The organism is Sporosarcina sp. NCCP-2331 (assembly GCF_023707945.1).
Taxonomy (GTDB): domain Bacteria; phylum Bacillota; class Bacilli; order Bacillales_A; family Planococcaceae; genus Sporosarcina; species Sporosarcina cascadiensis.
The window spans coordinates 16,888-27,863 of the sequence record NZ_BRCD01000036.1 but is presented as its reverse complement, the minus strand read 5'-3'; the positions used below and the strand labels follow the sequence as shown (position 1 = coordinate 27,863).

Here is a 10,976-nt window from a genome sequence, read left to right as displayed (position 1 = left end):
CCCAATGCAAGTTTCAAGTAATTTTCGTTTTATGACGTTGCACCTTTTTTCGACAAAAGGTATCAAAATCCTTTATTTATAAGGATTTTCGGGTTATTCAGTAACCCCTAATTATGAGTGTATTTTTAAACTTTAATGGAATACGTCCCACTAATGTAATGGGCAAAAAGCAGAAAGCAAATTCTGTTTTATTTTCTTTCATTTTTGGATTTGCATCAGGCCTTATTGCTAAAATACTTGATTCGACTTTAATTCCTAACGAACTTTCATTCTTAGGGTTGATTGGAAGTAACTTAGGCGTATGGATATTTATTCTTTCCTTGGTAGCTGCCTATTCTTACACTCCGAAATTAGCCGCAACACGTGTTTTTGTATTCCTTATTTCAATGCTATTTTCGTATTATATGTATACGATCTTAATTCTTAACCTTTTTCCATTAAAGTATATTGTTTTTTGACTTTTGGCTGCATTACTATCAATAATTCCAGCCTACATAATATGGTATTCCCGTGCTGATCACTTAGTTTCTAGTATTATTACGGCTTTACCAATCTCTGTAATTGCATTTGAAGGATATAAAATCTATCTTTCCACAGTGGAATATTATGAAAGATATGCGAACGTCGAAAATGTTCTTGTAAGTGATGGAAATTATTATTATATGCTTGGCATTGAAATATCATACGCTTTAATGATTATTATGATTTTGCTTTTTGTACCGAAAAGAAAAAAGCAATGTTTATATATTATTCCGCTTTCCGTAGTCGTATTTTTTGCCTTAGTGACAGTAATACCTTAGTTATTAGGATATCCCAATGAGCCAATTTTCAAGAATTGGGCGTGTTTTCTTTATAGTGATCACGCCTTTAACGCAATAAATATCCTGCACTTTAGATTAAGGTGCAGGATTTTTTAGAATCTGAATGTAATATATAATTTACATTTGAACAGTATATGTTACAATAGAAGTACAAAATAGAGGTGACAGTATTGAAAGAAATCCCAGTAAAAAATAAGGTTAAAATTACTCGTATTGAAAAAGGGAATATGACACAAATAGATTTAGCTAACTTGGTCGGAGTTACTCGACAGACCATGAATCTAATTGAAGCACAAAAATATAATCCTTCTATTCGAATATGTCTTTTAATAGCTCGATTCTTAGAAAAACCGTTAGACGAACTTTTTTGGATAAATGATTAAAAAATTTTGAGTTGGAAAGGAGAATTATTTTGCGTTTACCAAAATGGAGTTTATTGATGTTCAATTTGTTATTGTGCGTTGCATTTGCGTATGTGAGTATTTCATCATTTTCTAGTGGGGCAACAGTTTGGTGGATATGGGGGCTAGTCGCTATCATATATGGATATACCACTATCAACCGATTTATAAAGGGATATAAGGAGGGCTGGTCTACCACTGAAATCGTAGGAGATGAACGTACTTGGAATGCTCGACTCGTATCGTGTTCCATTGCTTTCATTTATATACTGATTTTCTTAACTGTTGGCATCTTCACCTTCTACACGGACTATCTTGTCTTTGACCCTGTTGTCTATATGGTTTTGGCAGCAAGCACAAGTGTAGCTGTATTTGCAACAGCTCAAATTGTACAGATGATACAAAAGAGTTAATGGAGGGCCGTGAGCGGTATAAAGCAATCGGGCGTGATTCCTGCCGGAAGGATTTGCGCTCAATCAGTAATTCGGCCATTTTGTTTGATTGCAGGTATTATTTTCAAGGGGGAGTAAACTATGCTTTTACAAGCAGGTATTACTGGTTTTCAACCGACACTATCAATTGGAGAGAGCGAATTTAAGGCAGTTTGTTATTCTTCATTTGGTTCAAACAGGGTGGCTTTTGTTGAGGGTTCAGGTTCAATGAAAAACTTCTACGAATGTATAATTAATCGGGAGAATAAAAGGGTACATATTCTTCTTAATAGCCATTATCCATTCGTGGCGTTTATAACTTCCCGTGAAGCTGATGATCATTATTTGACTTTCATTAACGATATTGAGCTATCAAATACCTTCAAACCTTATTATAAAGTATTATATCTTGAGCAGCTGAATGAACCTGTAAATTATACTCAACAAGGCAAAAATATAATTATTAAAAATGAAAACAATTTACACCAAGATGAATTGAAACAACTTGTCTATTGGAAACCAAAAACAGTAGGGGAAATCGTGTTTAATTATTGGGACTAAGTATTATAGAATGTCAGATTACAAGTCCCTCGGCAATGTCTACAACCGTACTTCATGCGGATGTCAGCTGGAAACGGTCGCTCCCGATATTCCTCTTCTATAATTATACTGCCTGAAACATTTAGCTTGCGCCAAACCCACGCCTCATAGATCAATCCCCAATTCTTCAAAAGAAAAAGTCTCCGTTGCTTCTACATCCTCGTATTCAGCACTGCTGAATGAAAATGTGACCGTCTCTTTCATCGCTTTCAACTCCTATTTCAAACTGCTGTTTTCATTCTCCAGAGGATTAAGCATGCTATTATACAAGTCTTCCATTTTCCCAATAAATACATCAAAATCATTGACTGTCATCTGAACGCCTTGACCGAAGCCATTTTCCCGCAGAACAGAATACAGCGTCTCATAGTTGCTTATACTTGGATTCGCGTCCTCCGCAGTTTCAGGCTCAATGCCATTCAGTAATTAACAATCATTGTGACGCCGCGCTCCGTTACCAATGTGCTGTGCTTCAATTCTTCCATCCAGTATTTATTTGCGAACTGGAAAGTACCGAGGCGGTTTTGCAAAGTGTAACTCCCCAGATTGATGAAGAGCGGTTTGAACTCCGCCAGCTTAATAAACTTTCACTGCTTCATAGCTAAAACCGCAATATTCGTAGTTTTGCTTTCTATACATATCCTTTGGTGTATCCTCCCCGTCGGCTACCAAAATGACTGTTTTGTTCGGGAATACTTCCATCGCGTATTTTTGCAATCGGCTTCCAATGCCTTTATTCCGAAATGATACATCAACAAATAGATTATCGATTTCCACTGTTTCCTCAGCAGCAATCAATTCCACAGAGCCGGCCGGTTTTCCTTTATAAAGGGCTAAGACTTGATGAATATTCGGCTCGCTGAATTGTCGCTTCAGTAAATCTGTCTTCTGCTTTGCGAATTCTTCTCCATACTGCACATCACTTAGATACTGTAAATCAAGGAATATCTTCAAATTATCTTCCGTGACAGCCTGAATATCTATATCTGAATTCATTGTTACTGAAGGGAAATGGTTCGGCTGAATCGCGTACAACTCCAGAAATCCGATATCGTAGCCTTTCCTTGTAAATATGTATTCAGTTCATGTGGCAGCTCTACACTTTCCCGAAAGCAGAATTTCACATGGTTCTGACCTTTGCTGACATGGAACGTCCTGAGAAACTCTTCCTTATCTTCAAAATCCTCTATAGACGGCAAGTCTTTAAATGCAATAAAATTACTGTCATATCTGGACAGCATCTCGGGGTAATGAACATGTCGGTATTGATTAGTTTCCGTGACGATGTTACCCAGTGTATATATATTGGCAAACGTTATTTTTTTCATTTGTTAATTCTCCTCATCTGCGAAAGGTCATTGTAATTTGGAGATGATCTCCCTTAATTCCAGCAAGTCGTCGATAACAATATCCGCCTGTGCCAGCTCATCTTCACGGGCAAAATCAAAATTGCAGCCAATTGCCAGTAAGCCGTTTTCTTTCGCTGCATGTATATCAGACAGGCGGTCTCCCACTACAGCCCCGTCGGTAATACAATATTTCTCCATAATACTCATGACCAAGTCTGATTTATTCAATGAAGCAATTTGCTGGATACTGAATGTTTCTGTCACCCATTGATCCAAATCATAATAGCTCACGATGGCAGCCAGATAATCAATTAGCCCGTTACTTGCTATGTAGATTGAACAGTCCTGCTCTTTCAAATAACCAAAGACTTCTTGTACGTTAGGATACAGAGCCCCGTTCCCCATCCTGATATTCTCTAGCAATCTTTCAAGAAAATAAGCATCAGTATATTTTCTATCCTCATTTGTATGATGGGGCAGCAAAGTTTCCCATACTTTCGGTAAAGGAGCTCCCATAATTTCACGAAATTTATCAATAGGGGCTGCATCGTTCCACTTGTTGATTGACTGTAAATGATCAAATGTATCATTCAGTGCCAGCTGTAAAATAGTATCTGTCTGAAAAAGTGTACCATCCATATCAAATATTATTGACCGTGTCATCGCTGTTCCCTCCATAAACTATTAAATTCATCGTTCAGTAACTGCGTTCATTTCCAATGAAATCATTCATACAATCAATTCATGCATTTCGCCCATGATGAACATCGTCAGACCGATTATCGATAAAGCGATTCCTACATAAAACGGCCATGGATTGTCTTCTTTATCCCGATCGAAAGTAAACAGCGTCACAATGCAAAAAATCAAAGATATCACCGGAATGATTCCGTATTCCGGACCAAAGGCAAATGCAATCCCGCCAAATATCATTCCCAGTAGACCATACGGATTTTGAGTAGGTATCCTGTCCAGGTATTCCTTCTCGTCAGCAGAACCTTCTTCGGTTTTATCTCCCCAAACATCCAGTTCTTTCAGTCTGTTCAGGAAGTCAATCACTCTGTTAAAATGCTTCATGCAGCACACCTGCCCTATTATCGATGTCAGAACCGGCCATCAATTCATCGGCCCAACTATTGTGATCAGACGCCCTGTATAAGCATCCAGCACGACTGTCGGCCTGATCTCTTCAGATGTAACGGTTACTTCCCAAGCGGTTGAACGTATGGCTAACCTTACTATCTGTCCCCATTTGCGTTCCTCTCCTTTTCGTTTTATCGCACAGTCACACCTCTTTTTTCTTCCACATAGTAAAATTATATAGAAACTGAATAACCATACACAGAATCAGAAACAGTCCTAACCATACCTTTGCCAAAATGCTCCAATCCGTATAAACGTTTATAATAAATAAAAGTAAGATGATAAGGGGAATGTTGATCAGTGTCCTATTCATCTTGCGCCGATAGGAAAGCTTAAAATAATTTAATGAAAAACCTTTGTCCACTTTTACAGAATTCCGGAAAATAAATGAGAATAAAATAGTAACTGCCAGCCCTATACCAACAGGCAGAATAAGATCTACCATACTCTCCCCTCCTCGTCTTCTTAAACTAACCAAGAAAAAGGTAAAAACAGCCAATAATCATCAATAGTCGTTATGCTGATATACCACAAGATTATTCCAATAACTGCAAAAATCACATTTTGCCAAGGTCTCTTCACCCAGCTGAACGAGTGAGCCAGCGTCAATGACCACAAAATAAAAGGCACGATGAGAAGATAAAGCCCAATAGACCAGCTTCCGAGGAAACTGACCACATACATGACTAATCCCGCCAGCCAATACGTTCTTGCAACATTTTTAACTATGGCTAAAATCATTAAAAGGAAGCCGACTAAAAATAGTCCATAAAAAATGAATGTCCACATAGATACTTTACCTCGCTTTATTTTTTTAAAGATAAAGTCCTTGCCGCGGCAAGATAAGATTATTTACTTCTTTCCAAAATTTCACGTTGAAATCTCGCCAGTAATCCATCCCTTAATGAATGTCTCTAAAGATGCAGCAACCCAGGTCCTGCTGTCATCTTCGTGGTTCCACACATAAATATCCTCGGTTTGAATCGTTCCGTTCAGTATTCGATAGCAAAACAAGTCTCCGCAGCCGTTATCAGAGAAAAACAGCAACTGGTCGAACGACATATACATTTCCTTATAATCGCTAAAGTTCCTAAAGAACATATTATCCTCAATGATTCGTGAAACAGGCCAAATTAGATGACAATCAAAGCTATCAAATACTCCATTTGTTTCACTGTATAACTCTTGTAATTTCTTTGGAAGACCGACATGCAATGTATCCGTTATCTGTCTGATTTCCGATTCAGATGCTGGTTGTCTGAATGAAGAATCCTTTGAGATTTTATTCACATATACTCTCCACATATAAGTGCTCACCCATCCTTCTTGGCACGATACCTGCAACTATTCCTCAAAAAACTCCGACTTAACCCGGTTTAGCCAGTCATTCACTAATGTATTGAAAACATCAGCTTGCTCGATCTGGAGATTGTGACCAGCCATGTCGAGCACCGCAAAAGTCGCTCTCGGATAATCCTCTATGAGTCGCCAGGCATCATGGTATCCGACTATATGATCCTGCCGCCCTGTGATAATCAATACTGGATACACGAGTCCAGAAGAAAGATTGAACGTGAAGCCGTATCCATTTTCACGGATATGATTAACAAAGTCCGCATTTTTCCGCTTGGAAGGAAGCAGGATTTCATTTCGAAATCTTTTCCATTCAGTTTGACATTGTACTACCCCCATGGAACCAAATTCCTCAGCATCCTCTCGTGATAAACGTGACAGTAAGTCGCTGTCTCTTTTTAGAATGGTTTGTGGCGGAACCTTCCTTTCGGCGAAATCGGGTATAATCAACGGTGCCACAAGGAGCAATCCACGAACTTTTTCCCGCCGTGCATGAATGACACCTCTAGCGATATATCCACCGTAAGAATTGCCGCAAATAATAAACGACTGTTCAGGGATCAACTCATCCAACAGACGCAATATCGCTTCTAAAATATCATCGGAATTTCGGATAGATGGTTGCGCTTCGGAACGTCCCATACCCGGTAAGTCTATATAAATCCTCTTCCAGCCGCTCCGTTCCTCGAACAAGGGTTCAAATGAATGAAACATTACTTGATGGTCAAGTGTCCAGCCATGTATCATCACAACAGGATAACCTTCACCCATTACTTTATGATAAATTGACATATAGTTCTCTCCTTTATCTAGTGGTCAGTCCTGACTCTGCATTCTCTTCTTCCGATTAACTATATAAGCGATCAGCCAAAAGAACCACAGCAGCAGATTGGCATAAAGCAAGCCATAACGATCTACGTTTATAATCAAAAGAATCCCAGTTACCATTATGATAACCAGCATCAACCAATAGAATGAGAAACTTCATCCCTGACAAATTCAAAAGCAATTTCCGCTTTTTCCATATCGGTCTGTGAAGAGTTGAAAAGTTTAGCTGTATATTCTTTTATTAAAGGATCGGAAAAATCTATTTCGCTAGTTTCCTGTAAATATTCGTCCAAATTGTTTGACTCGCAAATCATAACCTGACTTTCCCCCATTCATTATCTCTTAATATACGAGTCGACCGCAGTTGGCCAACCATCATTAAAAAACAGTTTTCAGCCAAGTCAATATATAAATCAATGTCATCGGCTCAAACCACACCAGGCAGAATAAAATAATGAAAAAAGCTGCAGCTGATATGACCTTAACCACGCCTTCTTCCCTTCTCATAAAAGCGAGAAAGCTTAAAATTATACCGACTAGTAAAAGGATAAGCCCTAGTAATACAACCGGTTCCATCATGTCTGCGGCTGCCCAATTGATCCCCAAGACCAGCGTTCCCAGAACGATGAAAACTAGTGACCACACGCTAAAAGGTTTTCTCACATTATACTACCTCCTTAGAAGCATTTCCCCTACCCCTTGTTTCCGGGCTTCTGTGTCGACATATAAATCATTTAGTATCCATGCCTTTTTCATGGAGATAGATGAAAATGTAGGGTAAAGTTGGGTAATTCCTACTTGGCACTTTCATAGAAAGGTTTCACATAAAACCGGAAAGCATCTCTGAATTCTCCCCGCAAATTATCGAATGAATAGGCCAGCTCTTTTCTGGACATGTATCTCGAATCTGACAGGTATCTGATGCGGTCTTCCAATTGAAACATATTTTGTATACTGTTCAGCAGATCACGCCGCTGCTCCTGTGTGTAGTTCTCTTGGAGAGTAACATCCAATAAGACATCCCGGCTGTTTTCTGTAAAATGCAGGATAACTTCCAATTGTTCTTGGTTAATGGCTGCAGCATCTGTCCCGATCAGCCAGTCCTGTTCAAAGACAGGGAGCAAATATTGAGTGAGTACGACCATTTTATTTATATCTTCCGGCGAACTTTCATATGCTTTCTCCAGGTCTTCCCGATAGGTTTCTTTAAATTCATTCAGCAATTCCTCATAAGTCTTATCGTTGTAGAGCACCTCTGTTGGTTTATAGGTATAGCTTTTGTACAGACTGAATGGCGAAAAAGGATAGAACCATGTCATGAAGGAAACAAATATGATGAATATGGCTGAAAGAATCCCAGTTCTGACGAGCCTGCCTTTCTTTTTATTCATAACTTCTCCCTCCCTTTCCGGATTGATGAATTCAAGTGGAGGTTAGCCTTCATCAACTCTCGGGCTTTACGATTTGTATATGGAGTGCTTGAGCAGTTTCAGGAGGAGAAGTATCTACATATTCGCTTCCCCACTGCCCTTTCGCTATATTCTGCAATGTCTTCTGTTCCCTGAACCTGAACACCTTTTTCTTCTTCCCCTGGTTTATTGCGCGCGGCGACCATTCAAACCACTCCTTATTTCACGACAGATGACCGTTCCACTTTTTTCTTCACGAAATAAATAGTATATCCTGCTATCAGCAATATGCCGGCCGAACCTGCAGCCACTAAGCCAATAAATCCCGCAGCACGAACCCATCCGACTGTAAATGTCAAGAAAAATAAGGTATACCATAAGCCTGCAATGATCAAAGCTACAGGGACATTGAAAGGAAATAGCCGCTTCCAGCCGAGACCTAATAATACCGACAGGAGAATCATTATGACTGCGAATATTGCGTGTATACTGCTCCATCGAAACTCTATGCGGGATTGATCCGAATCAAACGACTGCGCAGCACTGTTCACGTCCATTAGTACAAGGATGGCGAGAATGCAGCCCGCAAAAATAAGGGTAAAGAATACAGACCAATTAATTCTTTTCAATACTCTTTGATTGATGATCATCCTCTCCCTTCCAATTTCTCCCGCCCACTCTCCTTTACTTACGCAGAAGACATGTAAAAGGTTGCAAAATTTTACAGTGAACTTCAGATGCAACTGAACAACCCGCCAATGAAAGCAAACACCTTCCGAGTCATACACTTGCTCCGTTCCTATCAAACCCGGACACGATCTGTGCTTAGCCTGAAATATTATCAATCACAGCGGCTTCTCCATTTATTAAAATATCAATCGTATCCGTGTCATCGCCTGTTGTGAATAAATACATATTTCGCACAGCACCGCCGGCTTCTTCATTTGTGAAGTCCAATTTTTATGGTCGCAATCCATTCCTGCTATCTCTTGATCCATCTCCTTAACACAATAGATGCTAATCCATCTGACTTAGCACACTTATTGATTCCTCTTGCCGTACTACCATAATAACCCACCTCCTGCCTGCGAGATCAGACTTTTCAATTTTTTTAAATCATGATGACATAGACCTAGTTTACTAAAAATACAAATAACGCCCGAAACATTTCCGGGCGTTCGTATGATTATATAATAGGGAGTTCATCCTAACCGACCGTTCTCTTTCTTTCAGCAAACACACTTGCAGTTCCGAAGGCGAACAACAACAATACACCAAGCAGCGTTAATTTAGACCACTCCAGTCTCGGATCAAATGCCTGCAAGAAAAAGGTGAACACGGGGATAAAACTCAAAGACATCATAACTAGAAAAGGCTCACAGTATTGAATCCCCTTTTGCAATAAATACATAGGAATTAAAACACCGGTCAGCGTGATCACTAAAATCCAGCCAATATTTTCTGCCATATAATCGACTATCAAGTCATATGTGAAAAGGAATGATAATAATATAATTCCGTAAAATCGTTTGGATAATATCATGGAACTGGTCCAGCCAATCGTGCCCAGCTGTTTAGAATAAATCGTACAAAGCACGGCTCCCAGTCCGCATAAAATACTTGCCAGTATCCCCAGCAGCATCTTCACATCAAATTGCATCGCCACCGCCGACTGACCAGTAAACACTGCGTAAATTAACATCATTGTCGTAATCATAGTTCCTACGGCAATTATCAAGGTCTCCCGCTTAACCGTTTGCCTTTGCGATAGAGCAATCAAGACGACAAACAAAGGGCCAATTCCCATTTCCAATGAACTCACGATAGCCGGTTCAATATACTTTAATGCAAAATAAAATCCCATGAAGGTCAACATGGAAGCTAGATTCAGCTTCAGTAAAGGATACTTAGCCTTCCCCCATCGATAAGATATTTTTTGCCTTTGTGCAAACCAGTGAAAATAAAAAGCGGTGATAAAAAAACTGATTCCGGTGAATAAAAAAGGATGAATAGCCTGTACGCGGTTTCCATAATAAACCTGGCTGCCCGCTGTCAGAATTGCGGACAGCAGGAGGGCCATGACACCTATCCAATAAGTGCTCTTGCTATGAGGCGCCACATGCTCCATAAAACCGTCCCCTTATCCTGCTTAGTTGATATGTTCGAAATTACCGACGGCGTAATTGAAAGATTCATCCTATAATTCCTGAATCATTTCCACTCGATTGCCGAATGGATCTCTAAACTCAAAACGGTCGAAACCTGGAATCGGAACTCCTTCTATGACTTGAATGCTATTTTCTACTAACACTCGTCTCCAATGTGCTATGTCATTCACCAAATACGCTAAATGGGCTTTAGTTGTCTTTCTATCAACACCATCCTCAGTCCCTACATGGACATCCCGATCGCCAACCTTCAACCAAAATCCTCCGCGGCCTTCTAATGACTCTGGTTTCTCTATTTCTTCCAGCCCCAATATGCTGCAATAAAACTTTTTCCCTTCCTCTTCCATCCCTTTTGGAATAGTAATCTGTGCATGATGCAGTCCAAGAATCATTTAAATTTCCCCCTCTTTTCAGATAATCATATAACTTGCTTTAACTTACTATCTTATCGCTAAAACGCTATAAATCAATAC

18 protein-coding genes and 1 pseudogene are annotated in these 10,976 nt (G+C 39.5%); 3 read left to right on the top strand and 16 right to left on the bottom strand.

Going from position 1 to position 10,976, the window contains the following annotated elements; genetic code table 11:
- The first annotated feature begins 991 nt into the window (after positions 1-991).
- The 3 genes from NCCP2331_RS16415 (at position 992) to NCCP2331_RS16405 (ending at position 2,214) form a co-directional block, all read left to right on the top strand.
- Complete coding sequence (locus NCCP2331_RS16415) at positions 992-1,204, top strand: helix-turn-helix transcriptional regulator (protein ID WP_153722901.1); 213 nt, start codon at positions 992-994, stop codon at positions 1,202-1,204.
- A 29-nt stretch (positions 1,205-1,233) separates the two neighbouring features.
- Positions 1,234-1,635: a hypothetical protein gene (locus NCCP2331_RS16410; protein ID WP_251671864.1), complete on the top strand. Its 402-nt coding sequence runs from the start codon at positions 1,234-1,236 to the stop codon at positions 1,633-1,635.
- Between the two features lie 120 nt (positions 1,636-1,755).
- Positions 1,756-2,214: a hypothetical protein gene (locus NCCP2331_RS16405; protein WP_251671863.1), complete on the top strand. Its 459-nt coding sequence runs from the start codon at positions 1,756-1,758 to the stop codon at positions 2,212-2,214.
- A 615-nt stretch (positions 2,215-2,829) separates the two neighbouring features.
- Here NCCP2331_RS16405 and NCCP2331_RS16400 read toward each other — a convergent pair.
- The 16 genes and pseudogenes from NCCP2331_RS16400 to NCCP2331_RS16330 form a co-directional block, all read right to left on the bottom strand.
- Positions 2,830-3,288 carry a GNAT family N-acetyltransferase gene (locus NCCP2331_RS16400; protein WP_251671862.1) on the bottom strand — a complete coding sequence of 153 codons (459 nt, stop codon included), beginning with the start codon at positions 3,286-3,288 and terminating at the stop codon, positions 2,830-2,832.
- Positions 3,252-3,581 (bottom strand): DUF5613 domain-containing protein, encoded by a 330-nt coding sequence (locus NCCP2331_RS16395; RefSeq protein ID WP_251671861.1) that lies wholly within the window; start codon positions 3,579-3,581, stop codon positions 3,252-3,254. The genes NCCP2331_RS16400 and NCCP2331_RS16395 overlap by 37 nt, the downstream gene beginning before the upstream one ends.
- Before the next feature lie 27 nt (positions 3,582-3,608).
- Complete coding sequence (locus NCCP2331_RS16390; protein WP_251671860.1) at positions 3,609-4,265, bottom strand: HAD hydrolase-like protein; 657 nt, start codon at positions 4,263-4,265, stop codon at positions 3,609-3,611.
- Between the two features lie 66 nt (positions 4,266-4,331).
- A complete protein-coding gene (locus NCCP2331_RS16385; RefSeq protein WP_251671859.1) occupies positions 4,332-4,679 on the bottom strand; it encodes a cell division protein FtsK in 348 nt (115 codons plus the stop codon).
- 208 nt (positions 4,680-4,887) lie between these two features.
- Positions 4,888-5,190 carry a hypothetical protein gene (locus NCCP2331_RS16380; RefSeq protein ID WP_251671858.1) on the bottom strand — a complete coding sequence of 101 codons (303 nt, stop codon included), beginning with the start codon at positions 5,188-5,190 and terminating at the stop codon, positions 4,888-4,890.
- A gap of 20 nt (positions 5,191-5,210) precedes the next feature.
- On the bottom strand, positions 5,211-5,534 hold the full coding sequence (locus tag NCCP2331_RS16375; RefSeq protein WP_251671857.1) for a hypothetical protein: 324 nt from the start codon (positions 5,532-5,534) through the stop codon (positions 5,211-5,213).
- Positions 5,535-5,615: 81 nt separating this feature from the next.
- Positions 5,616-6,035, bottom strand: coding sequence for an SMI1/KNR4 family protein (locus NCCP2331_RS16370; protein ID WP_309296379.1), 420 nt, complete (start codon positions 6,033-6,035; stop codon positions 5,616-5,618).
- A 54-nt stretch (positions 6,036-6,089) separates the two neighbouring features.
- Entirely contained in the window at positions 6,090-6,890 is an 801-nt protein-coding gene (locus tag NCCP2331_RS16365) for an alpha/beta fold hydrolase (RefSeq protein WP_251671855.1), read from the bottom strand.
- Between the two features lie 170 nt (positions 6,891-7,060).
- Positions 7,061-7,258, bottom strand: a complete 198-nt coding sequence (locus NCCP2331_RS16360; RefSeq protein WP_251671854.1) for a transglutaminase-like domain-containing protein — start codon at positions 7,256-7,258, stop codon at positions 7,061-7,063.
- A 46-nt stretch (positions 7,259-7,304) separates the two neighbouring features.
- Positions 7,305-7,589, bottom strand: coding sequence for a hypothetical protein (locus tag NCCP2331_RS16355; protein ID WP_251671853.1), 285 nt, complete (start codon positions 7,587-7,589; stop codon positions 7,305-7,307).
- 9 nt (positions 7,590-7,598) lie between these two features.
- Positions 7,599-7,724 (bottom strand): annotated as a pseudogene (locus tag NCCP2331_RS16350) (GNAT family N-acetyltransferase); the annotation flags it as partial.
- A complete protein-coding gene (locus NCCP2331_RS16345) occupies positions 7,721-8,317 on the bottom strand; it encodes a hypothetical protein (protein WP_251671852.1) in 597 nt (198 codons plus the stop codon). The pseudogene NCCP2331_RS16350 and the gene NCCP2331_RS16345, both read right to left, overlap by 4 nt.
- Before the next feature lie 236 nt (positions 8,318-8,553).
- The gene (locus NCCP2331_RS16340; RefSeq protein WP_251671851.1) at positions 8,554-8,985 is read right to left on the bottom strand and encodes an RND transporter; all 432 of its coding nucleotides are present in this window, start codon (positions 8,983-8,985) and stop codon (positions 8,554-8,556) included.
- Positions 8,986-9,160: 175 nt separating this feature from the next.
- Positions 9,161-9,292, bottom strand: coding sequence for a hypothetical protein (locus NCCP2331_RS18425; RefSeq protein WP_264879263.1), 132 nt, complete (start codon positions 9,290-9,292; stop codon positions 9,161-9,163).
- A gap of 250 nt (positions 9,293-9,542) precedes the next feature.
- Positions 9,543-10,463, bottom strand: coding sequence for an EamA family transporter (locus NCCP2331_RS16335; RefSeq protein ID WP_251671850.1), 921 nt, complete (start codon positions 10,461-10,463; stop codon positions 9,543-9,545).
- A gap of 69 nt (positions 10,464-10,532) precedes the next feature.
- Positions 10,533-10,895, bottom strand: coding sequence for a VOC family protein (locus NCCP2331_RS16330; protein WP_251671849.1), 363 nt, complete (start codon positions 10,893-10,895; stop codon positions 10,533-10,535).
- Between the last annotated feature and the right edge of the window lie 81 nt (positions 10,896-10,976).

Bases quoted from the DNA above. Each gene is read 5' to 3' on its own strand.
- NCCP2331_RS16365 (WP_251671855.1), bottom strand. From the start codon at position 6,890: ATGTCAATTTATCATAAAGTAATGGGTGAAGGTTATCCTGTTGTGATG.
- NCCP2331_RS16330 (WP_251671849.1), bottom strand. From the start codon at position 10,895: ATGATTCTTGGACTGCATCATGCACAGATTACTATTCCAAAAGGGATG.
- NCCP2331_RS16380 (WP_251671858.1), bottom strand. From the start codon at position 5,190: ATGGTAGATCTTATTCTGCCTGTTGGTATAGGGCTGGCAGTTACTATT.
- NCCP2331_RS16395 (WP_251671861.1), bottom strand. From the start codon at position 3,581: ATGAAAAAAATAACGTTTGCCAATATATATACACTGGGTAACATCGTC.
- NCCP2331_RS16345 (WP_251671852.1), bottom strand. From the start codon at position 8,317: ATGAATAAAAAGAAAGGCAGGCTCGTCAGAACTGGGATTCTTTCAGCC.
- NCCP2331_RS16340 (WP_251671851.1), bottom strand. From the start codon at position 8,985: ATGATCATCAATCAAAGAGTATTGAAAAGAATTAATTGGTCTGTATTC.
- NCCP2331_RS16375 (WP_251671857.1), bottom strand. From the start codon at position 5,534: ATGTGGACATTCATTTTTTATGGACTATTTTTAGTCGGCTTCCTTTTA.
- NCCP2331_RS16360 (WP_251671854.1), bottom strand. From the start codon at position 7,258: ATGGGGGAAAGTCAGGTTATGATTTGCGAGTCAAACAATTTGGACGAA.
- NCCP2331_RS16335 (WP_251671850.1), bottom strand. From the start codon at position 10,463: ATGGAGCATGTGGCGCCTCATAGCAAGAGCACTTATTGGATAGGTGTC.
- NCCP2331_RS16390 (WP_251671860.1), bottom strand. From the start codon at position 4,265: ATGACACGGTCAATAATATTTGATATGGATGGTACACTTTTTCAGACA.
- NCCP2331_RS16405 (WP_251671863.1), top strand. From the start codon at position 1,756: ATGCTTTTACAAGCAGGTATTACTGGTTTTCAACCGACACTATCAATT.
- NCCP2331_RS16385 (WP_251671859.1), bottom strand. From the start codon at position 4,679: ATGAAGCATTTTAACAGAGTGATTGACTTCCTGAACAGACTGAAAGAA.